The sequence below is a fragment of the Dyadobacter fermentans DSM 18053 genome (genome assembly GCF_000023125.1).
In the GTDB taxonomy this organism is placed as follows: domain Bacteria; phylum Bacteroidota; class Bacteroidia; order Cytophagales; family Spirosomataceae; genus Dyadobacter; species Dyadobacter fermentans.
In genome coordinates, this window is the sequence record NC_013037.1 from 4,824,276 (window position 1) to 4,842,773 (window position 18,498).

The 18,498-nt window shown below is 50.5% G+C and carries 23 protein-coding genes; 10 read left to right on the plus strand and 13 right to left on the minus strand.

Going from position 1 to position 18,498, the window contains the following annotated elements:
• Nucleotides 1-50 precede the first annotated feature (50 nt).
• On the plus strand, nt 51-629 hold the full coding sequence (locus DFER_RS19760; protein ID WP_015813420.1) for a Uma2 family endonuclease: 579 nt from the start codon (nt 51-53) through the stop codon (nt 627-629).
• Between the two features lie 77 nt (nt 630-706).
• Here DFER_RS19760 and DFER_RS19765 read toward each other — a convergent pair whose 3' ends face one another.
• The 4 genes from DFER_RS19765 to DFER_RS19780 form a co-directional block, all read right to left on the minus strand.
• Nucleotides 707-1,327, minus strand: a complete 621-nt coding sequence (locus DFER_RS19765; RefSeq protein WP_015813421.1) for an OmpH/Skp family outer membrane protein — start codon at nt 1,325-1,327, stop codon at nt 707-709.
• Between the two features lie 146 nt (nt 1,328-1,473).
• Entirely contained in the window at nt 1,474-1,839 is a 366-nt protein-coding gene (locus tag DFER_RS19770) for a hypothetical protein (RefSeq protein ID WP_015813422.1), read from the minus strand.
• Nucleotides 1,840-1,849: 10 nt separating this feature from the next.
• Complete coding sequence (locus DFER_RS19775; RefSeq protein WP_015813423.1) at nt 1,850-4,306, minus strand: penicillin acylase family protein; 2,457 nt, start codon at nt 4,304-4,306, stop codon at nt 1,850-1,852.
• A 37-nt stretch (nt 4,307-4,343) separates the two neighbouring features.
• Nucleotides 4,344-5,075: a copper homeostasis protein CutC gene (locus tag DFER_RS19780; protein ID WP_015813424.1), complete on the minus strand. Its 732-nt coding sequence runs from the start codon at nt 5,073-5,075 to the stop codon at nt 4,344-4,346.
• Nucleotides 5,076-5,213: 138 nt separating this feature from the next.
• Between DFER_RS19780 and DFER_RS19785 the strand changes: the two genes are divergently transcribed.
• From DFER_RS19785 to DFER_RS19800, 4 genes are all read left to right on the plus strand, one after another.
• Nucleotides 5,214-5,510 (plus strand): type II toxin-antitoxin system HigB family toxin, encoded by a 297-nt coding sequence (locus DFER_RS19785; RefSeq protein ID WP_015813425.1) that lies wholly within the window; start codon nt 5,214-5,216, stop codon nt 5,508-5,510.
• A 4-nt stretch (nt 5,511-5,514) separates the two neighbouring features.
• A complete protein-coding gene (locus DFER_RS19790; protein ID WP_015813426.1) occupies nt 5,515-5,892 on the plus strand; it encodes a helix-turn-helix domain-containing protein in 378 nt (125 codons plus the stop codon).
• Between the two features lie 158 nt (nt 5,893-6,050).
• Nucleotides 6,051-6,272, plus strand: coding sequence for a DUF2795 domain-containing protein (locus tag DFER_RS19795; RefSeq protein WP_013927448.1), 222 nt, complete (start codon nt 6,051-6,053; stop codon nt 6,270-6,272).
• A gap of 188 nt (nt 6,273-6,460) precedes the next feature.
• On the plus strand, nt 6,461-7,114 hold the full coding sequence (locus DFER_RS19800) for an AlbA family DNA-binding domain-containing protein (RefSeq protein WP_015813427.1): 654 nt from the start codon (nt 6,461-6,463) through the stop codon (nt 7,112-7,114).
• A gap of 6 nt (nt 7,115-7,120) precedes the next feature.
• On the opposite strand, the gene crcB is transcribed toward DFER_RS19800, so the two are convergent.
• The 3 genes from crcB to DFER_RS19815 all read right to left on the minus strand — a co-directional run bounded on the left by crcB (nt 7,121) and on the right by DFER_RS19815 (nt 9,118).
• Nucleotides 7,121-7,504, minus strand: a complete 384-nt coding sequence (crcB, locus tag DFER_RS19805) for a fluoride efflux transporter CrcB (RefSeq protein WP_015813428.1) — start codon at nt 7,502-7,504, stop codon at nt 7,121-7,123.
• 27 nt (nt 7,505-7,531) lie between these two features.
• Nucleotides 7,532-7,894 carry a DUF3127 domain-containing protein gene (locus DFER_RS19810; RefSeq protein ID WP_015813429.1) on the minus strand — a complete coding sequence of 121 codons (363 nt, stop codon included), beginning with the start codon at nt 7,892-7,894 and terminating at the stop codon, nt 7,532-7,534.
• Nucleotides 7,895-7,972: 78 nt separating this feature from the next.
• The gene (locus DFER_RS19815; protein WP_015813430.1) at nt 7,973-9,118 is read right to left on the minus strand and encodes a cystathionine gamma-synthase; all 1,146 of its coding nucleotides are present in this window, start codon (nt 9,116-9,118) and stop codon (nt 7,973-7,975) included.
• A gap of 98 nt (nt 9,119-9,216) precedes the next feature.
• Between DFER_RS19815 and DFER_RS19820 the strand changes: the two genes are divergently transcribed.
• The 5 genes from DFER_RS19820 (at nt 9,217) to DFER_RS19840 (ending at nt 14,040) form a co-directional block, all read left to right on the plus strand.
• Nucleotides 9,217-9,903 carry a VTT domain-containing protein gene (locus DFER_RS19820; RefSeq protein ID WP_229206055.1) on the plus strand — a complete coding sequence of 229 codons (687 nt, stop codon included), beginning with the start codon at nt 9,217-9,219 and terminating at the stop codon, nt 9,901-9,903.
• A gap of 126 nt (nt 9,904-10,029) precedes the next feature.
• Nucleotides 10,030-11,613, plus strand: coding sequence for a sodium:solute symporter family protein (locus DFER_RS19825; protein WP_015813432.1), 1,584 nt, complete (start codon nt 10,030-10,032; stop codon nt 11,611-11,613).
• Between the two features lie 66 nt (nt 11,614-11,679).
• A complete protein-coding gene (locus tag DFER_RS19830; protein ID WP_015813433.1) occupies nt 11,680-12,660 on the plus strand; it encodes a dihydrodipicolinate synthase family protein in 981 nt (326 codons plus the stop codon).
• 54 nt (nt 12,661-12,714) lie between these two features.
• Nucleotides 12,715-13,014, plus strand: coding sequence for an RNA polymerase sigma factor (locus DFER_RS19835; protein WP_229206056.1), 300 nt, complete (start codon nt 12,715-12,717; stop codon nt 13,012-13,014).
• 150 nt (nt 13,015-13,164) lie between these two features.
• A complete protein-coding gene (locus DFER_RS19840) occupies nt 13,165-14,040 on the plus strand; it encodes an AraC family transcriptional regulator (protein ID WP_015813435.1) in 876 nt (291 codons plus the stop codon).
• Here DFER_RS19840 and DFER_RS19845 read toward each other — a convergent pair whose 3' ends face one another.
• The 6 genes from DFER_RS19845 to prfB all read right to left on the minus strand — a co-directional run bounded on the left by DFER_RS19845 (nt 14,041) and on the right by prfB (nt 18,313).
• Nucleotides 14,041-14,475, minus strand: a complete 435-nt coding sequence (locus DFER_RS19845; RefSeq protein WP_015813436.1) for a DoxX family protein — start codon at nt 14,473-14,475, stop codon at nt 14,041-14,043.
• A 93-nt stretch (nt 14,476-14,568) separates the two neighbouring features.
• Nucleotides 14,569-15,864 (minus strand): MFS transporter, encoded by a 1,296-nt coding sequence (locus tag DFER_RS19850; protein ID WP_015813437.1) that lies wholly within the window; start codon nt 15,862-15,864, stop codon nt 14,569-14,571.
• 24 nt (nt 15,865-15,888) lie between these two features.
• Complete coding sequence (locus DFER_RS19855; RefSeq protein WP_015813438.1) at nt 15,889-16,683, minus strand: alpha/beta fold hydrolase; 795 nt, start codon at nt 16,681-16,683, stop codon at nt 15,889-15,891.
• Nucleotides 16,676-16,939, minus strand: a complete 264-nt coding sequence (locus tag DFER_RS30940; RefSeq protein WP_015813439.1) for a type II toxin-antitoxin system RelE family toxin — start codon at nt 16,937-16,939, stop codon at nt 16,676-16,678. The genes DFER_RS19855 and DFER_RS30940 overlap by 8 nt, the downstream gene beginning before the upstream one ends.
• Complete coding sequence (locus DFER_RS19860; RefSeq protein ID WP_015813440.1) at nt 16,932-17,123, minus strand: hypothetical protein; 192 nt, start codon at nt 17,121-17,123, stop codon at nt 16,932-16,934. The genes DFER_RS30940 and DFER_RS19860 overlap by 8 nt, the downstream gene beginning before the upstream one ends.
• 115 nt (nt 17,124-17,238) lie before the next feature.
• Nucleotides 17,239-18,313, minus strand: a protein-coding gene (prfB, locus tag DFER_RS19865; protein WP_015813441.1) for a peptide chain release factor 2 whose coding sequence is annotated in 2 segments (ribosomal slippage) — nt 17,239-18,252 and nt 18,254-18,313 — 1,074 coding nt in all. Because the reading frame shifts where the segments join, the coding sequence is not laid out codon by codon here.
• Nucleotides 18,314-18,498: the final 185 nt, after the last annotated feature.

An 18,498-nucleotide genomic window follows, 5' to 3' on the forward strand; every position in this document is an offset into this window, starting at 1 on the left:
CTGTTAATGTTTCAAAATGTTTATATTGCATTAGGAAAGTAAACAACGACATGGATACGGTAGAATTGAGATACAAGCCTCTGCGTCTTGATGATGAATTCTACGAGTTTTGCCGGGAGAATGATCAACTCAAAATAGAGAGGGATAGCGAAGGAACGCTCTATATTATTTCAAATAGTGGCGGAACTACGGGAATCTTGAATTCGATCATCAACTACTGGCTGATGCATTGGCACCTTGCGAGGAATTTGGGCCATGTTTTTGATTCATCGACAGCTTTTCGTCTTCCTAACACCTCGGTAAGATCTCCTGACGCCTCGTGGGTCTCCAATGAAAAATGGGAATACCTGACGGACGCCGAACAAACAAAGTTTCCACCTGTTTGTCCTGACTTTGTGATTGAGTTGCTATCAGCAAATGATGATTTACACACCATTCAGAAAAAGATTCAAAGCGAATGGATTGAAAACGGATGCAGCCTGGCTTGGCTTATCGATCCATTTACAGAGACAGCTTATGTGTATCGACCGAATGCGGATGTCGAGGCTGTCAGCGGATTCAGCCAGCTATTATCGGGGGGAAACGTGCTTGAAGGCTTTGAATTCGATTTAAGCAAACTCAAAATATAAATCCATTTACACCAAAAATCAGCGAAGCAGACGATCTCCCGACCGTCTGCTTCGCTGATTTATTCGATTCAGAAATACTACTTCTTCTTGGTAGTATCAGCTGCGGCAGGTTTGCCGGCGTTTTTGTATTCTTTATTCAAACCTTCTACGATCTTCTGCGTTACATCCAGAGACGGGTTTGCGAAGAGGATGCCGCCGCCCAGTGAGTAGCCAAGCACGTATTCGTAGCCGTTTTCTTTGTTGTATTTGTCGATGTAAGAACGGATGTTTTTGTAGAGTTCTTCATTCTTTTTAGCTTCCTCCTGGCCCAATGCCTGTGCCGATTGATCGCGGTAGGCCATCAGGTCCTGCTGCTTTTTCATGAGCTGTGCTTCTGTGGAGCGCGCTTGCTCGGGGGTCATGGTCGCGGCGCGTTGCTGGAAGAAAGCTACTTCATTTTGCAAAGAGCGTCCTTTGGTAGTCAGCTCGTTTTCAAGCTGGAAATTCTTGTTTTCAAGCTCTTTTCTGGTATCCTTGAAGAAATCGTAGTTTTTCAGAAGTGAATCCACCTGAACGTAAACAGTGCGGCGGCCTTCCACTACTGCACCATCTGCGGCTGCGCCCGAATCTGACGATTTGCTTGAAAAATGTAGGAAGAATAACACCGCCACAGCAAGCGAAAGGACGACGTTCCAGATCAATGAAGTATTGTTGTTCACGTTTTTAAGGTTTATTGTTTTTGAACGAGCCGCAAAGATAATGATTTGTGTTTAAGTACAATGAATATGTATCCTCCCGAAAGCCGCTCCGGAGGCCCGCTTCAAAGCCCGCTACACCGCTGCCAGCCGGTAGCAGAAGCGCCAACTCAGGGAGCCGTCCCGGCAGCTGGGACGGAACTCCGGCGGAAGATTTGCCGCACCCAATATCCCGCCAGGCCCGAAAAGCCGCCTACCAGCCCGCCCACGATCGCCGTGACCAGCAGAAGCACTATCCCGTTCGGCAACATGAATATCTTCGCGACACGGTCGGACAGGGCACCGTCGGAAATGAAATGCTGATAATAGCCGTAAAGCAGCCATGGCACGGCAATACCGCCAAAACCCGCCCAGAATGCCCCTCGGAACGTTACCGGGCGCCAGGCGAGCACCACGAACGGAACAATGGCAATGACCCACCAGGGGGTGAATATTTGCAACACGGCCGACAGAATGGCTATGATCAGAAAATTCATAAGTTCCGGATTAACGTTTTTGCAATACAAGACTCGACGCGAGACGCGGCACTTTCTGGTCGGGCGATGTGAGGTAGATTAACTCATTCAGCTCGCCTTTCTCCCACTTTTCCAGCAAATTGAGGTAATAAGGGCTACCCGGATTTCCTGACTGACCGCCCGGGAAGATGCCATACGCCCGGGGCGTCGGCCCCAGTTCCACCACCATCCGCCAGGATGGCCCCTTTCGCTTCGTCATGGCATTCACAATGCTGCTGCCGCCGCCGGTTAACAGCGGTGGCGCGTTGAAGGGTTTAATGCTGCGGCTCAAATGCCTTATTTCGGCATCTTTCACCTTCGACCATTGCCACTCAGGGCTCATAGCGCCCTTGCGGGCAGTGAGCGTATCAAGCGAGGCATTGAAGCTCTGGTACACCAGGTCGGGTAATGTCTCTTTCTCGGGCGTGTTCACGTTATCGAACCACTTTTCGTTCGGCTGTTTTAAGATCAGGTAAAGCGTCCGGTCGCGCGAGGGATATTCCATCGGGCTTTCGGCAGAGGAAAAATCGTCGCTCCAGATGGCCTGGCCTAGCAGTGGAAACCAGGTTTCGAAGATAGACGCGGCGATGGATTCCGGGGAGTTCTGATAATTCCAGTTTGAAAGCAGGATACGGGCGGCCTTCTGCTTCGGGCTCAGCGGGCGCGTTTCGAGAATGCCGAGCAATTTGGGAAGTAATGTGCGCGCCAACACGCTGAAATTGTCGTTTTGGAGCATTCTGAGGCTATCGGCATTGGCGCTGTTCATCGCTTGGAGGCGCTCATTGATGCGGATGGCGCGCTCGGGCGGCGCGAAGCTCCAATTGATATAATAAGGATAAGTGGTGTCGGCCGATGATTGGTTGGCGCTGCTTACAAAACCGCGCGGTGGGTTTTTTACGAACGGATTCTGCTCCGCGGGAATCCAGCCCTGCCAGTCGTTGGCCGGCAACGAGCCATCGAGCACAAATTTGCCCTGTTCCTTATATTTCAAAGGGATTTTTCCATTTACGGTAATGGCAATGTTCTTCTCATTATCCGCAAACACGAAATTCTGCGCAGGTCCTACATAATGCGTGAGGGCCTTGCGGTAGTCGTCGGAGGTTTTGGCCTTGTTTAACTCATAAAAGGTAATGAAACTGTTGCCCGGCTCATGGCCGATCCATTTAATAGCCAGGTTGGGCAAATCCCCAAATGTGCCGTCCGAATCGGTGACTGGCCCGTGGTGGGTGTAAATGATTTGCTCGCGATAGGGCCTCAGCTGACCTTTCACATGGATAATTTCTTCACGCTTGTGGGTTGGTTTCCATTGATTATCATGCCAATAGAAGTTCCGGTATTCATTTTTGAACTTGATTTTATATAAATCAAAAACATCGGCATCTACATTGGTAACGCCCCACGCCACATGCTGGTTGAAGCCGATGATCACACTCGGAATGCCCGGCAGCGACACGCCGTACACATTCACATCCGGCGAATGCAGCTGCACCTGGTACCAGATCGACGGGAGCGATAGTTCGAGGTGCGGGTCGTTGGCCAGAATAGGGTAGCCCGTAATGGACTTTTCGGCACTCACGGCCCAGTTGTTGCTGCCAATGCCTTCCTCTTTGGGCGCACGGGGCGGCAATGCGGTCAAAGGTTTTGCGGATAATGCGACGCTATCGCCCGGTATCATCGGCGGCACGGACTTGGGAACGGGAAGTTTGGGGAAGTTCCAGGCGGTGCCGGACGGAATAATCGGGCTTTCCTGCAACAACGGGTAGTCGGGGAAGAGCTGGGCGATGGTTTCCTGCCCGTACTTTTTCAATGCATTGGTCATGGCCTGCTCGTTGGAACGCCCGGCTAGTGTGAGCGTCATTTGTTCGAGCATGTACATGGTGTTAATCGGCTTCCAGGCCTCGGGTTTGTATCCCAAAAGTTTGAATTCAATGGGGTAATCTTTCGGGTCGAGCTGCCGGATGAATGCATTCACGCCGGCGGTGTAGCCGAGTAACGCCTCTCGCGAACGCGGGTCGGTCATCGCCACTTTCAGGTTTGCCTCGGCGCCGTAGCCCATTCCGAGCCTGCGGCTTTGCTGGTCCATCGGCAGGGTGGCCGGACCGAGGATTTCAGAAAGTCGGCCGGCCGCAGCGCGTGTCTGGAGGTCCATTTGCCAAAGCCGGTCCTTGGCGGTGATGTAACCTTGCGCGTAGAAAAGATCGAAGTCGTTTTTGGCAAAAATATGCGGTACGCCGTATTCGTCGAAACGGATGGTCACCTCGTCGTGCAGGCTGTCGAGTTGCAGCACCACTTTGGTTTTAGGGTCCTTGACTTTCTCGCTGTTCTGCCAAAGTCCGCAAAACGGGCTGAGAAACGGCCCCATCGCGGGAGCGGGGTCCCAGCGTCTGTCGAGCACATAAACGAGCCCTGCGGTGATCGCGATGAATAAAATTGCCTTTACAAACTTCATAGAGAGGATGTTGACGTGTGCATTATAAATCGGCGCATTACTCGGCGACTGCCTGCACCATCGCCTCGATCAGTCCGAGATCGGAATACATCACCGACTTCTCGTCCGGGATTTCGCCTGCCATGGAAATACCTTCCGGGAAAAACTTCTGCCGCGCCGGCCGGAACTTCTTGGCCGTCATATGCAGCGAATGCACGCCAGCTGTTTTCAGTTCGGCCGCATTGTTATGGTTTACGCCGCCTCCGGCCATGATCTCGATTTTTCCATCTGCTTCTTTGGCCAGTTTACCGAGCAATTCCGTCGCCTGAATGGCCGACGGTTTCTGGCCGGAGGTGAGGATACGCTCGGCGCCGGTGGCGATCACATCCTTCAATGCTTTCATCGGATCGGGCGTAAGGTCGAACGCCCGGTGGAAAGTCACTTTCAATGGCGCCGCATAGTCGACGAGCGCCTTTGTGCGCGCCACGTCCACATTACCGTCGGGCGTGAGAATGCCCAGCACGACGCCGTTTGCGCCCAGTTTTTTGGCCAGATCAATGTCTTTCCGCATGATCTCCTCCTCGAAAAAATCATACACAAAATCACCGCCGCGCGGCCTGATCATCACATATATAGGAATGTCGACGTGTTTTCTTACGATTTCAATGAGACCGGCACTGGGCGTGGTCCCACCTTCACCGAGCCCGCCGCATAATTCAATCCTGCCCGCCCCGCCGGCCTGCGCATTGATACAGGATTCCAGCGAATAAGCGCAAATTTCAATAGTCATAATATGGTATTTGTAATGGTGAGGGAAATTAAGGGTTTTTCGGGGAGAGGGGAAATGTGGGGGTTACAAACTTTGGAATTCATGAGAAAATTACCATTCTTGTACAGAATTTACCAAATTGGGAATTATTTTTAGCTTATGAGGATTATTACCCGTGGTAGCCTGCGCGATTTTTGGGAAAAGCATCCCGATGCAGAACAGGAACTGAAATATTGGTATGAAAAGATGAAGCGATCCGAGTACCAGACTGCAAATGAGGTGGTTGTCGATAATCCCAGGACTGATACGGTGGGGAATAATCGGATCGTCTTCAATATTTGCAGGAACCGCTATCGCCTGATAGCATTGTTCAGATCCCGATTGCAGCGCGTATACATTCGTTTTATTGGCACACACAAAGAATATGACCGGATCACTGATATCAGGAATATATAATGTTATGAAACCGATAGAACAAATCAGGAGTGAGTTGCGGCCGATTAGGTCGGAGGCGACTTACCGGGAATACCTGGGAATAATTGATGAGCTGGTAGATTGCGCGGAAAACAGCCCTGAGGAGGACGTGCTCGAACTGGTGTCGATTTTGGTTGAAAACTACGAAGCGAAGCACTATCCGATAGAGGCACCCGATCCGCTGGAAGCGATTAAGATCAGAATGGAGGAGCAGGGTTTGAGGCGAAAGGACATGATCGACTACTTTGGCAGCGCCAGCAGGGTGTCGGAAGTACTGAACAGAAAGCGCCCGCTAACCCTCGAAATGATCCGGAAAATTCATAAAGGGTTAGGGATTTCTGCCGAGACATTAATAGCTGTGTAACTTTTAAATTATTGATATTCAGTGCATTGGATGTGTCAAGAAAATATATTTTGTAACCCGACAATTATTTTTCTTTTTTTTCGCTTTAAGCTTTTAAAAGATACCAAATTTTTTACTTTTGCAGAAAAGTAAAGTAACCATTAATAGGCGAAAATATTATGTACTGGACTCTCGAACTCGCATCGTACCTTGAAGATGCTCCCTGGCCAGCTACCAAAGACGAGCTAATTGACTTTGCAATCAGAACAGGCGCTCCGTTAGAAGTAGTTGAAAACCTTCAGGAGCTTGAAGATGATGGGCAGCCTTATGAAAGCATTGAAGAGATTTGGCCCGACTATCCCACCAAAGACGATTTCTTTTTCAACGAAGACGAATACTAATCCAAAACGGCACTCTATCGGTGCCGTTTTTTTATGATATATGGTCTGCTTTTTTTACGTAACTCGGTCTTCATATTTTTTAAATCTGACAAAAGGAATGTAAATTGTTAGCGTTAACTAATGAGGAGGACGAGGTAAGTTACCGAAAGTGATTTAGTCATAACTCATAATTTATCCATTCCAACCCGATGGAGCTTCGATTGTTGAAAGAGCTGGTTAAGAAAGGTGAGGGGGAACATCTGGAATTCAAACTGAAATCCAATCATCCCGAGAAGATCGTCCGCGAAGTGGTTGCTTTCGCAAATTCAGGTGGCGGTAAGCTGCTGGTCGGAGTGGGTGACGACAAGACCATCAAAGGTCTGAAAGATGCCGATGAGGATGAATACACCCTCACCCGTGCCATCGACAAGTTTATTTTCCCCAAAATCAGTTTTAAAAAGGAACGCGTGGCCATTACGCCCGACCGTGATGTGCTCGTGCTTACGATCCCGCGGAGCGTCGACAAACCGCATTATGTGGTGGACGACACCGGCGCGCGCCAGGCGTACATACGCGTGGACGACAAGTCCATCCAGGCCAGCCGCGAAATGAAGGAAATTATGCGCCGCGGCCGGGGCGAGCGCGACGTCAGTTTTCAGTACGGTGAAAAGGAAGAAAAGCTCATGAAGCTGCTCGATGAAAAGGAGTCGGTGACGGTGGATTTGTTCGCAGCATTCGCCGGCATTCCCCGTAAAATTGCTTCTAATACGCTGGTAGTGATGGTTTTGGCAAGAATCCTGGAAGTGCATCCGCACGAAATGATCGACAAGTTCACGATGTCGATGGCTTACCAGTCGAACTGACCGCTGTTATATTGCCAGAAACGTTTTTCCCAACCACATGCCCAGCAATGTGGCTGCGAAGCATGCGATGATGCTGATCAGGATGTTGAGGGAAGCTTCTACCCAGCGATCGTTGAGGAAAAGCTGGATCGTTTCATTGCTGAAACTTGAAAATGTGCTGAACCCGCCGCAGAATCCGACGACGACAAAAAGCCTTGACGTGGCAACTAAATCAGCCGATTTGAATGTGGCCCAGCCGCCGAATGTGCCGAGGATCAGGCACGCTAAAATATTGGCCGTCAGCGTTCCGAATGGGAACACCGACGGCCATTGAGAAAATGCTCTTCCGATTCCGTAGCGCGCCAGGCTGCCTAATCCACCTCCTACAAAAACGATGATCAGGTTGTTCATTGCGGCTGGCCGTCGGATGGATGTTGATTAGAACGGCAGGTCGTCCGATTCGTCTTCGGTGAAAGTGGTTACCGGGGGCAGGGGTGCACCTCCTGCGTTGTAACCTGCATTGCCGCCTCCGCTTGCGCCTGCTTTTTCTACTTTCCATGCGCGCACTTCGGTATACCAGCGTGAATTGTACTCGCGGCTTTCGATATCGATGGAAGCCGTCACCGAGTCATTTATTTGCAGGTTAGCCTGGTCAATCTTGTCGCCCCAAAGCGAAATACATACTTTTTTAGGGTATTGAGAGGGTATTTCAAGAATAAACTCCTGTTTGCGCCACATTCCGTTTTTTCCCTGGCCGGTAACTTCGGGCAGCAAAGAAATGACTGTTCCTGATACTTCCATTGATAATATGTTTTTTAGTGTCCTGTCAAAAATGGTTCCAAAAGTAAGGCTTTTGGACTTTGATTGCAACGCTCGTTGCTAATCGGTGCCGATCGCCTGATCAAGGTCGGCGATGAGATCTTCTACATCCTCAATTCCCACGCTAAGCCGGATCAATGTGTCTTTCAAGCCTATTTTCAGCCGCTCTTCCCGCGGCATTCCGCCGTGCGACATGCTTGCAGGATGCGTGCACAGCGATTCGACACCGCCCAGCGACTCGCCCAATGCGAATATTTGCAGGTTTTCCATCGTCCGCACGGCCGTTTGATAACTGTCATCTTTCAATTCAAATGATACGACGCCGCCAAACCCGCGCATTTGCCGTGCCGCCAGCTCGTGGCCGGGATGAGCGGGCAAGCCGGGGTAATACACTTTGCCGACTTTGGGATGTGCTGAAAGCCACACCGCCACCTGCGCGGCATTTTCGCAATGGCGCTGCATTCTGATGTGCAGCGTTTTTAATCCCCTCAATACCAGAAAGCAGTCCTGCGGCCCCGGTACCGCGCCGCTGGCGTTCTGAATGAACTTCAATTGCGCCGCCAGCTCGTCGTTGCTGGTGACCAGCGCGCCCATTACCGTGTCGGAATGGCCGCCAAGGTATTTGGTAACCGAATGCATCACCATATCGGCGCCGAGGTCGAGCGGGTTTTGCAGATAGGGCGATGCAAAAGTATTGTCCACGCAGGTAAGCACGTTCCGTTCCTTGCAAATGCGGGTTACCTGCTCGATATCAATGATTTTCAGCAGTGGATTGGTAGGCGTTTCGAGCCACACCATTCGCGTTTTTGCTGAAATCAGCTGAGCGATAGCGGGCACTTCTTCCAGGTCAATAAATCGAAAAACCAATCCCAGCGGCTCGAAAATGCGTTTCATAAGGCGGTAGGTGCCACCGTAAATGTCGCTAGGGGCGATGATTTCGTCGCCGGGCCGGAAAAGTTTCAGCACAGCGTCGGTGGCCGCCAGGCCGGAAGCGTAGCAAAGGCCGTGTTTGCCGTTTTCCAACGCCGCCAAAGCGGTTTGCAATGCGGTGCGCGTCGGGTTGCTGCTGCGGCCGTACTCATAGCCTTTGTGCTTGCCGGGGCTTTCCTGCACGTAGGTGGAGGTTTGGTAAATGGGCGTCATAATGGCGCCGGTAGCAGGGTCCGGCTCGACGCCCGCGTGGATGGCTTTGGTTGCGAAATTCATTTCTAGGGGCCTCAAAATATAATTGCAGAAAAGCAAGTTCACAAAAACCTTTTGTCAAAACAACTGGTTATCCATTTAGGAAAAAAGTCAAATTAGCCTTGGAAACGTCTACACCAAAAAGATTCTCTCTTCCGGTCGTCGTAAGCATACTGATGACGATCGTGCCGTTGGTGACGACCTCCGTTCTGACGGCCTGGGCGATCAATCATGAAAAGCTACTGCGTGATTTGCCTATCGAATGGTGGGTAGGGGTGACGTTTATTCTTACGCTGGCGTCGGCCTCGGCGCTTACGCCTCCTACATTCCTGGCATTAGTTTACGGCTATTTTCTGGGCTGGACTTCCTTGCCGATGCTTTTCGGGCTGAATGTGGGCGCGATCGCGATCATTTATATATCGGCCAACTTCCTGCATGCGGCGTCGGTGCGGGGCTATCTCATTCAGATTTACCCGCAGGTAGGGAGCTTGCTGCGGCGGTTTTACAAAAATGAGCTGCGGTTGATCTTTTTCGCCAAATTATCGCCTGTGCTGCCGTTTGCGATCACTAACCTCTTTTTTGCGATGGCCGGGGCGCGGTTCAAGCAGGTGCTTACGGGTGGAACATTAGGGATGATCCCGCGTACGATGCTGGCCGTGTGGGCGGGGAAAGAGGCGCAGGATATCCGCTACTTGCTCGAACATCCCAATGAAGGTCTGGCGACAAAAATCGTGCTGATCGTGCTGATCATTATTTCAACCGTAGGCATCGGATATTTCTTCAAAGACAAGAGCATGGTAGAATCATAGGCGTGTTGTTCATAAATTAATAACGTGCTTTGATAATATCGTACAATAAAAGGCTACGAAACGCTACAAAACCATCAACTTCATCCTGTTTCTTTGTGGTAAAGTTATAAATACCCGAAAAGTAGAATGAAATCCTTACCTTTCATTGACCTCCTCATTGTAATTGCCTACCTCGCAGGGATGGTGGCTGTCGGGATTTATTTTTCGCGAAAAAATACCGATGCCGACCAATTTACCAAAGCCTCGGGCCGCATTCCCGGCTGGGCGATCGGTATTTCGATATATGCTACTTTTTTGAGCAGTAATACCTTTCTGGGTGTGCCGGGCAAGGCGTTCGGCAGCAACTGGAGTTCTTTCGTGTTCAGCTTATCGATGCCGTTTGCAGCCTGGGTGGCTACCCGGTTTTTCATACCATTCTACCGCAGTACCGGCGAAGTTTCGGCTTACACCCATCTTGAACACCGTTTTGGGCCGTGGGCGCGCACTTACGCGGTGGTTTGCTTCCTGCTCACCCAGCTCGCACGCATGGGTTCGATCTTTTTCGGCATCGCATTGAGCTTGCAGGCGCTTACAGGTTACCCCATGTCGACGATCATGGTCGTGGTGGGCATTTGCATTGTGCTGTACACCGTAATGGGCGGTATGGAAGCGGTGATATGGACGGAGGTGGTACAGGGCGTGATCAAGACCGTGGGCGCATTAGTGATTCTTTATCTGGTAGTTACGGGCGTTTCAGGCGGGATGCCGAGCATTGTCGAGATCGGTAAGGCCAATGACAAATTCAGCCTGGGTACGCTGGCGCCGGATTTTACGACGGCATCCTTCTGGGTGATTTTGCTTTACGGGTTTTTCATGAACCTGAATAACTTTGGAATGGACCAAAACTACGTACAGCGCTACCACACCACGGCTTCGGCGAAGGAGGCGGCGAGTTCGGTCTGGCTTTGTGTGTATTTGTATGTGCCTGTTTCGCTGATATTCTTTTTACTCGGAACCTGCCTTTTTGCTTATTACCAGGGCAATCCCGAGTTGCTCCAAACCATTAAAATGCAGGTAGCGGCTGAAAAACTGCCCGGCGGAACGTCGGATGCGATCACCAGCCTGGCTGCCACGCTCACGCCTGCCGACTATGGCGATAAGGTAATGCCGCATTTCATGGTGACGAAAGTGCCCGTGGGGCTTCTGGGCCTGATTATCGCCGCGATCATGTCGGCTGCCATGAGCACGATCAGCTCGGGAATGAATGCCTCTGCAACGGTTTTTTCAGTGGATATTTATCAAAAATATATCAATCCGGACCTTACACCGAAGCAATCGCTTCGCCTGCTCTATGTTGCTACCACCGTATTCGGCTTGCTGGGAATGGTGACGGGCATTGCGATGATCGGCGTCAAAAGCGTGCTGGATGTGTGGTGGATGCTTTCAGGGATTTTCGCGGGCGGGATGCTTGGATTGTTCCTGCTGGGCATGATTTCCAAAAGTACAAAGAATACCGAGGCGCTCACCGCCACAATTATCGGGATTATCGTGATCGTGTGGATGACATTTTCGACGCAACTGCCTGACAGTTATTCGGTTTTGCGCAACCCGCTCCATCAGAACATGATCATGGTGGTAGGAACCCTGACAATCTTTTTGGCCGGCGTGCTGCTCACCAGGCTGAGACGCAAGCAGCCCTCAGAAAAAGAAGTGCTTTTACCAAGCAAATAAGTACGTACCGGCCAATGCGCCGGCTGGATGGACTTTTTTCACATAAGTTATATAACACCAAATACGATGTCATCTGTAACGTCTTCCTCCGTGTCGTTGCCGCAAGGCTTCATTCCCGTCATGCTTACCCCTTTCCTGGATTCGGGGGAGGTGGATTACGAAGGCCTGAAAGCATTGACGGACCTGTACCTCGACGCGGGCGCGGCGGGGTTGTTTGCCAACTGCCTTTCCAGCGAAATGTATGAATTAACGGTGGAAGAGCGGCTGGCCGTTACACGGACAGTGGTGGAACACACGGCCGGACGGGTGCCCGTGGTAGCCACCGGCACGTTTGGGGGACCGATCGCGGATCAGGCGGACTTCGTTAAACGTATATATGATACCGGTGTGCAGGCGGTGATTGTAATTACCGGACTGCTGGCCGACGAGGATGAAACTGACGAAGTATTTATCCAACGGGCGAAGGAGCTGATCAGTCTGACGGACGATATCCCGCTTGGTTTCTACGAATGCCCCGTTCCTTACAAAAGACTGATCAATAGCGATGTGCTGGCGGAATTACTGCCTTCTAACCGCATTATTTACCACAAAGACACTTGCCTGGACCTCGACGAGGTGGTGCGCAGGATTGCTGTGGCGGATGGTTACCGTTTCGGGCTGTATGATGCCTACATGGTGAACGCCGTGGCGTCGCTCAATGCCGGGGCTGCGGGGCTTTCCTGCATTCAGGGTAACATTTATCCGGAACTGATTGTCTGGATTTGCGAAAATTACAACAACGAGGACAAGCAGGAGGAGGTGAAAGTCCTGCAACAGTTTTTCATCGACTCGATGGACATCGTGCATTCGGCATACCCGACGATCGCTAAATATTGCCTGCAAAAAAGAGGATTCCCCATCTCAACCTACACGCGGCGCGACGTGGGTGAGCTGACGGTCGATTTGCAGGAGCGCGCCGATCAGCTGCTCGATGATGTGGACAGGATTCAGGCGGAGCTGGGTATTGCGAGCGTATTCAAAAAGACGCTTGAAATACCATTGAAATAACCCATCGGACCAAACCCTATTTTTAGAGCTATGACTTTCCCTAATCAACAAATTTTGGATCGGGTAACCCAGGGTGACGAGGCGGCATTTACGCAACTACGTTCGTATTTCCACGTCCCGGCATTCAAATTTTGCTCCGTTCTGTTGAAGGACGAGACGGAGGCGGAGCATGTCATCGATTCCGTTTTTAACAAGATCTGGAATGACCGTCTTGACCTGCGGGCGGAGGGAAACTTTCAATCGTACCTGTTCAGCAGCCTCAAAGACCAGATTTTCGGCGAAATGAAAAGGTATGCCGACCCCGTGGCCCGAAAGCAGTATTTCGATCGGATCCAGTCGCTTGGCGTCAGTTAAGTATTGTGCTTGCGTGCCGGTAATATTAGTATTACTTTATTTAATAGTATTTTTTTGCACTTACATGGAGTGTGCAGGATGGATAATTAAAAAAAATTCTTTTAAATTGAGCATTGGCAGTTGATCTAAACCCTGCCGCTTTGATTTAAAATGAAACCGCATTTTCATAAGGTCCCGATTCCCTCAAGGACGTCGTTCAGCATACGCCATGACAAAGACTCCGGCTTTGGCACGGTTTGGCATTACCATCCCGAGCTGGAACTGCATTATCTGGTCAAAGGCAAGGGGGTGCGGTTTGTCGGGGACAATATCAGTAACTTTTCGGACGGCGAGCTGATACTGCTCGGCGAGAACTTGCCACACACCTGGCTTGTGGAAGAAGGCGCCAGCAATACCGCGGTGGAGGCGATCATCATTCACTTCCTGCCCAACTGCCTGGGGAGCGAGCTGCTGCTGCTGCCGGAGGCGTATCAGATCCCGAAATTGTACGAGAGGGCCAAAAGAGGCCTGTTGATCACCGGCGAAGCGAAGGAAAAGGTGATCCGCCTGATGCATTCGGCGGTAAATGCCGAAAATCTTGACCGGCTCATCGCCTTGCTATCCATCCTGAAAATTCTTGCGGAAGCAAGTGAATACGAAACGATCGCTTCGGCGCACGCATTCTACAAATCCAACGACGCCGAAACACTTCGGTTAAATAAAATTTACGCTTACACGCTTTCCAACTACCGCAACGACATTTCATTGCAGGATGTAGCGTCGATCGCCAACCTGGGCATTACTTCTTTTTGCAGGTATTTTAAGTTGATGACCAAGAAAACATATAATGATTTCCTTGTCGAGATTCGGATCAGCCAGGCGTGCCGGTTTCTGATCGAGGACAAAATGGCGACTGAAGTGATTTGTTTCGAGTGCGGCTTCAACAATGTTTCCAACTTTTACCGGCATTTCAAGAAGGTTACCGACATGACGCCATTGGAATACAAGCGGAAATACCTTTACAAAGCCGCACCCGAAATGGTTTGATTACTTGTCGTGGTTCTTCATCCATTCATCCATCGAAAAATGCCCGGAGCCGATAATGGCGAACGTTACCACCAGCATTAGTGTGACCATCGAAAGCCATAGCTCGGAATTGAGATAAGAAAAACCCATCCGGATATTGACGAAAAACACGGCTGTAAGCAGGATCGGGATCTGAATGATGGATGCGATTCTGGTCAGGCATCCCATTGCGATGAGAAATCCGCCAAAAATGTGCGCGAAAGCTACGTAATGAACGGCTGTGACGGTGTACAAATGAAAGTCGAGGCCGGTAACCAGATGAGACAACTTGGTGGTATCGCTAATGAAGCTGATACCCTTAGCAAACAAAAATACTCCCAAAGCGATACGAACTATGTCCATCCATGCCGGATGATGCGTATCGCCCCAATGCTCGATTCGATCCATCATGTTCATAACTTCTCAAAGTTTGGTTTCAAGAAAGTTAATGTTTTGAATGGATTATGTCAAGAGAAAATGGCCTTTTTTCAAGCCATATCGAAGTGACAATCAATGCTTTTCGATGAGCGAAGTGTGCTTGGTGTCCTTCATGCGGATGTAAACAATGAGCGAAGCGAAAATGCAGGCCGTCACATACCAGTAGTACCAGGTTTCGTGCCCTATATTCTTGGCCCATAATGCAAAGTATTCCGCCGTGCCGCCAAACACGGCCACCGCAATGGAGTAGGGCAGCCCTACACCCAGCGCACGCACTTCCACTGGAAAAAGTTCGGCTTTCACCACGGCATTAATGGAGGTATAACCGCTCACGATGATCAACGCGGCCATGAGCAGCCCGAATGCGGGCCACATGCCTGTAGTGTGGCTGAGCGTAGCTAGCAGCGGATAGGTAAAAATCGTTCCCAGCACGCCGAATGCTATCAGCAGCGGGCGGCGGCCAATGCGGTCGCTGAGCGCCCCGAAAACGGGTTGCAATGCCGCGAAGATGAACAAAGAGCAAAAAGTAAGCAGAGTCGACTGGTACTTTGTGAGCCCCACCGTGTTCACAAGGAACTTCTGCATGTATGTGGTGTAGGTGTAAAATGCGAGTGTCCCGCCCGCGGTAAGCCCCACGACCACCAACACGGCCTTCGGATGCTTCATAAGCTCTCTCAGCGAGCCTTCCTTTTTTGTTTTGGGATCTTTGGATTGAAATGCTTCGGTTTCGTTCAGATGCGCGCGGAGGTACAATGCTACGAGCGAAAGCAATGCTCCGATAACGAACGGAATGCGCCAGCCCCAGTCGTGCATTTGCTGGTCGGTGAGGAAAATGTTTTGTAAAATGAGTTGCAAACCCAATGCAATAAGCTGTCCGCCAATGAGCGTCACATATTGAAAACTGGAAAAGAAACCACGTTTCGCCTCCGTAGCCACCTCGCTGAGGTAGGTGGCCGAAGTACCATATTCCCCGCCCACACTAAGGCCTTGCAGCAAGCGGGCGAGCAGCAGCAGAAGCGGAGCCGCCACGCCGATGCTGTTATAGCCGGGCAGGAATGCAATCAGCAGCGAGCCAAGCGACATCAGCAGCACCGACACGGTCATGGCCACCTTTCGCCCGCGGTTATCGGCCAGTTTGCCAAAAACATAGCCGCCGATCGGCCGCATCAGGAAACCCACTGCGAAAATGCCGGCGGTATTGATCAGCTGGACCGTGGGATTGGAATCTGGGAAGAAAGTATTGGCGAAATAGAGAGAGAAGGCGGAATAGGCGTACCAGTCGTACCATTCGACGAGATTGCCGGCCGATCCGCCGATAATGGCTCTGAGGCGCCAGCCGGTGTCGTCTTTGTGTAAAGTTTGCTCCATAAATCGGGATTAGGTCTTCCCAATTTACTTAAATAAAGTGCAAATCCACGCAGCCGCATGTTCCACCAGGCGGGTATGGCCGCTTTTAAGTTCTATATATTGATTCTCGGGAAGCAGATCGGCCAACTTTTTGACTGCCTTCGGTTTCAGCAGACTATCGTATTCGCCCGCAAAAAGGTAAATCGTCACCTGATGAGCGTTAGCCACCTTCACCAATGCCGGAATATCAAACCGCAAATCCCGGAATGCAACCCATGAACGGTAAATGGTCTGCCGTTTTTCAGGGGTATTCAAAACCTGCTGCGTGAACCGTACGAGACTTTTACTCGCCAGTTTCAACGTCCGCGCCGCCTGTACACCGGGAAAAAACACATTGGGATGCCGCATTAGCCAGCCATAAATCCATCGCGCAGGCGGAATGCGCGTCGCCAGCGCGAACATCGGGTGCTCCGTTACGCCGTCGGGCGCAATGAGGAATGCATTGTCGATTTGTTCAGGAAATGCTTCCAGCGTGGCCAATGCAAACCGCCCGCCGATGCTGAAACCGGCGATATCGAAGCGGGAAATGTTGTTTTGACTCAGATAAGATTGAATACTGACCTTCCAGGCTGTTTTTGAAATGACTTCAAACGGAGCGTCACTGTTTTGGCCGTGAAATGGCAGATCGAATGCGTAGATGGTGTAGTGCTGACCGAGCGATTTGAGCATTGGCGCGAAGCATGAGGAGCCATCTTGCCCAATTCCGTGGAAAGCGAGGAGAATATGAGGGCCGGAGCCTAGTTGGGTGTACGGTAAGTTTTTGGAAAAATGGTCACTCATAGGCGTCGCGGCGGTGCTTTACCGCAGATACTTCGACAATTCTGATTCGATCTTCGATGCAGTACAATATCCTGTAATTTCCCATGCGGACACGATAAGAATTGAGTGTGTTGACCAATTTTTTACAACCCGATGGTCTTGGATTATTAGCTAGTGAGCGAATGGAGGGGACTATTTTCTTGACTTCCAGCGGTGAAAGTTTTCTAATATCTTTTCTTGCCGAGTTAGTAATGATGACTTCGTAAGTTTCATTCATCAAATTTACCCTCGGCTTTCAATTGTTCCACAAACTCTTCAAAGGGAATTGATTCTTCATTTCTCCTCTCTTCGATCAAAAGGGCATCCAGAATATCTTCCACTATCTCACCATGTTTTTTCAGGTCGATAATCACTTCGGTCTTGTGCCCCTGTGCATCTGTATTGTACCTAATCCCAGTCATATCACATTGAAGTTCACATTGAAGTTTAATTGCTTGACTAAATTTAAGCCAAAACAAGAAGACCTCCAAACGCCCTGCTCATTGAAACAGGCCGCTTGAGAGGTCTTCTTTTATTTTACGCTTCCATCAAATACGCTTTGATAAACGCATTGATATCACCATTCAGTACGGCTTCGGTATTCGAAGTCTGGTAATCGGTGCGGTGGTCTTTTACGCGGCGGTCGTCGAGGACGTAGCTGCGGATTTGCGAGCCCCATTCGATTTTGCGTTTCGAAGCTTCCACTTCGGCGCGGGCCGAATTGCGCTTTTCGAGCTCGATTTGGTAAAGCCGCGATTTCAGCAAGCGGATCGCGACTTCTTTGTTCATGAGCTGCGAACGCTCCTGCTGACAGGCGATAATAATGCCCGATGGCTTGTGGTGGAGACGTACTGCGGTTTCCACCTTGTTTACGTTCTGGCCACCGGCGCCGCCCGAGCGGTAGGTATCCCAGGTAATGTCGGCCATATTCACCTCGATCTCGATGTTGTCGTCCGCGAGCGGGTACACATACACCGACGTGAATGAGGTGTGCCGGCGTGCATTCGAGTCGAATGGTGAAATGCGGACGAGGCGGTGCACGCCGTTCTCCGATTTCAGGTTACCATAAGCATACTCGCCGTCGATTTCGAGGGTTACGGATTTTACTCCGGCCACATCGCCATCCTGCAAATCCACCTGGCGGACCTTGTAGCCATTCTTTTCCGCCCACATGATGTACATCCGCATGAGCATCGAAGCCCAGTCCTGCGATTCCGTACCACCCGCTCCCGCATTGATCTCGATCACGGCCGGCAGTTCGTCGCCTTCTTCGCCCATCATTTTCCTGAACTCGATTTCGTCCAGTTTGTCGGCGAGTTTTTTGCCTTCTTCGTCCACCTCTTCTTCGGTGGCTTCGTCGGCTTCATAAAATTCCCAGATCGTGTCCAGATCGTCGCGCAGGCGCGCCAGTTCCTCGTATCCATTGGTCCAGAATTTCAGTCCACGGATTTCCTTCATGACCTTTTCCGCACGGGCGGAGTCGGTCCAGAATTCGGGCTGAACGGTCTGTTGTTCAAGTTGTCCTAGCTGTTGTTTCCGGTTAGCGTAGTCAAAGATACCTCCCCAAAGCCTCTACACGGGCTTTCAAGTCTTTCAATTGCTCTGCAGTCATTGAATTTTTTGAATTTAAGTTGAAAAATAGGCTACGCTTCTCATCAAATATTAACATCTGTCGGAAGCGCTTACTCACAAAGGTAGAACAATTCACATTAACCGTCTGTTTCACATCAATAGGCGGGATTTAAGATGTAGGCATTCTGGCAAATCGTCTTAACTTTGCGTCAAAATTTTGTCAAC

What these genes read in the sequence shown, in the direction of transcription:
- DFER_RS19760 (WP_015813420.1), top strand. Translation starts at nt 51, where the DNA reads ATGGATACGGTAGAATTGAGATACAAGCCTCTGCGTCTTGATGATGAA.
- DFER_RS19770 (WP_015813422.1), bottom strand. Translation starts at nt 1,839, where the DNA reads ATGAATTTTCTGATCATAGCCATTCTGTCGGCCGTGTTGCAAATATTC.
- DFER_RS19775 (WP_015813423.1), bottom strand. Translation starts at nt 4,306, where the DNA reads ATGAAGTTTGTAAAGGCAATTTTATTCATCGCGATCACCGCAGGGCTC.
- DFER_RS19780 (WP_015813424.1), bottom strand. Translation starts at nt 5,075, where the DNA reads ATGACTATTGAAATTTGCGCTTATTCGCTGGAATCCTGTATCAATGCG.
- DFER_RS19785 (WP_015813425.1), top strand. Translation starts at nt 5,214, where the DNA reads ATGAGGATTATTACCCGTGGTAGCCTGCGCGATTTTTGGGAAAAGCAT.
- DFER_RS19790 (WP_015813426.1), top strand. Translation starts at nt 5,515, where the DNA reads ATGAAACCGATAGAACAAATCAGGAGTGAGTTGCGGCCGATTAGGTCG.
- DFER_RS19795 (WP_013927448.1), top strand. Translation starts at nt 6,051, where the DNA reads ATGTACTGGACTCTCGAACTCGCATCGTACCTTGAAGATGCTCCCTGG.
- DFER_RS19800 (WP_015813427.1), top strand. Translation starts at nt 6,461, where the DNA reads ATGGAGCTTCGATTGTTGAAAGAGCTGGTTAAGAAAGGTGAGGGGGAA.
- crcB (WP_015813428.1), bottom strand. Translation starts at nt 7,504, where the DNA reads ATGAACAACCTGATCATCGTTTTTGTAGGAGGTGGATTAGGCAGCCTG.
- DFER_RS19810 (WP_015813429.1), bottom strand. Translation starts at nt 7,894, where the DNA reads ATGGAAGTATCAGGAACAGTCATTTCTTTGCTGCCCGAAGTTACCGGC.
- DFER_RS19815 (WP_015813430.1), bottom strand. Translation starts at nt 9,118, where the DNA reads ATGAATTTCGCAACCAAAGCCATCCACGCGGGCGTCGAGCCGGACCCT.
- DFER_RS19825 (WP_015813432.1), top strand. Translation starts at nt 10,030, where the DNA reads ATGAAATCCTTACCTTTCATTGACCTCCTCATTGTAATTGCCTACCTC.
- DFER_RS19830 (WP_015813433.1), top strand. Translation starts at nt 11,680, where the DNA reads ATGTCATCTGTAACGTCTTCCTCCGTGTCGTTGCCGCAAGGCTTCATT.
- DFER_RS19840 (WP_015813435.1), top strand. Translation starts at nt 13,165, where the DNA reads ATGAAACCGCATTTTCATAAGGTCCCGATTCCCTCAAGGACGTCGTTC.
- DFER_RS19845 (WP_015813436.1), bottom strand. Translation starts at nt 14,475, where the DNA reads ATGAACATGATGGATCGAATCGAGCATTGGGGCGATACGCATCATCCG.
- DFER_RS19850 (WP_015813437.1), bottom strand. Translation starts at nt 15,864, where the DNA reads ATGGAGCAAACTTTACACAAAGACGACACCGGCTGGCGCCTCAGAGCC.
- DFER_RS19855 (WP_015813438.1), bottom strand. Translation starts at nt 16,683, where the DNA reads ATGAGTGACCATTTTTCCAAAAACTTACCGTACACCCAACTAGGCTCC.
- DFER_RS30940 (WP_015813439.1), bottom strand. Translation starts at nt 16,939, where the DNA reads ATGAATGAAACTTACGAAGTCATCATTACTAACTCGGCAAGAAAAGAT.
- DFER_RS19860 (WP_015813440.1), bottom strand. Translation starts at nt 17,123, where the DNA reads ATGACTGGGATTAGGTACAATACAGATGCACAGGGGCACAAGACCGAA.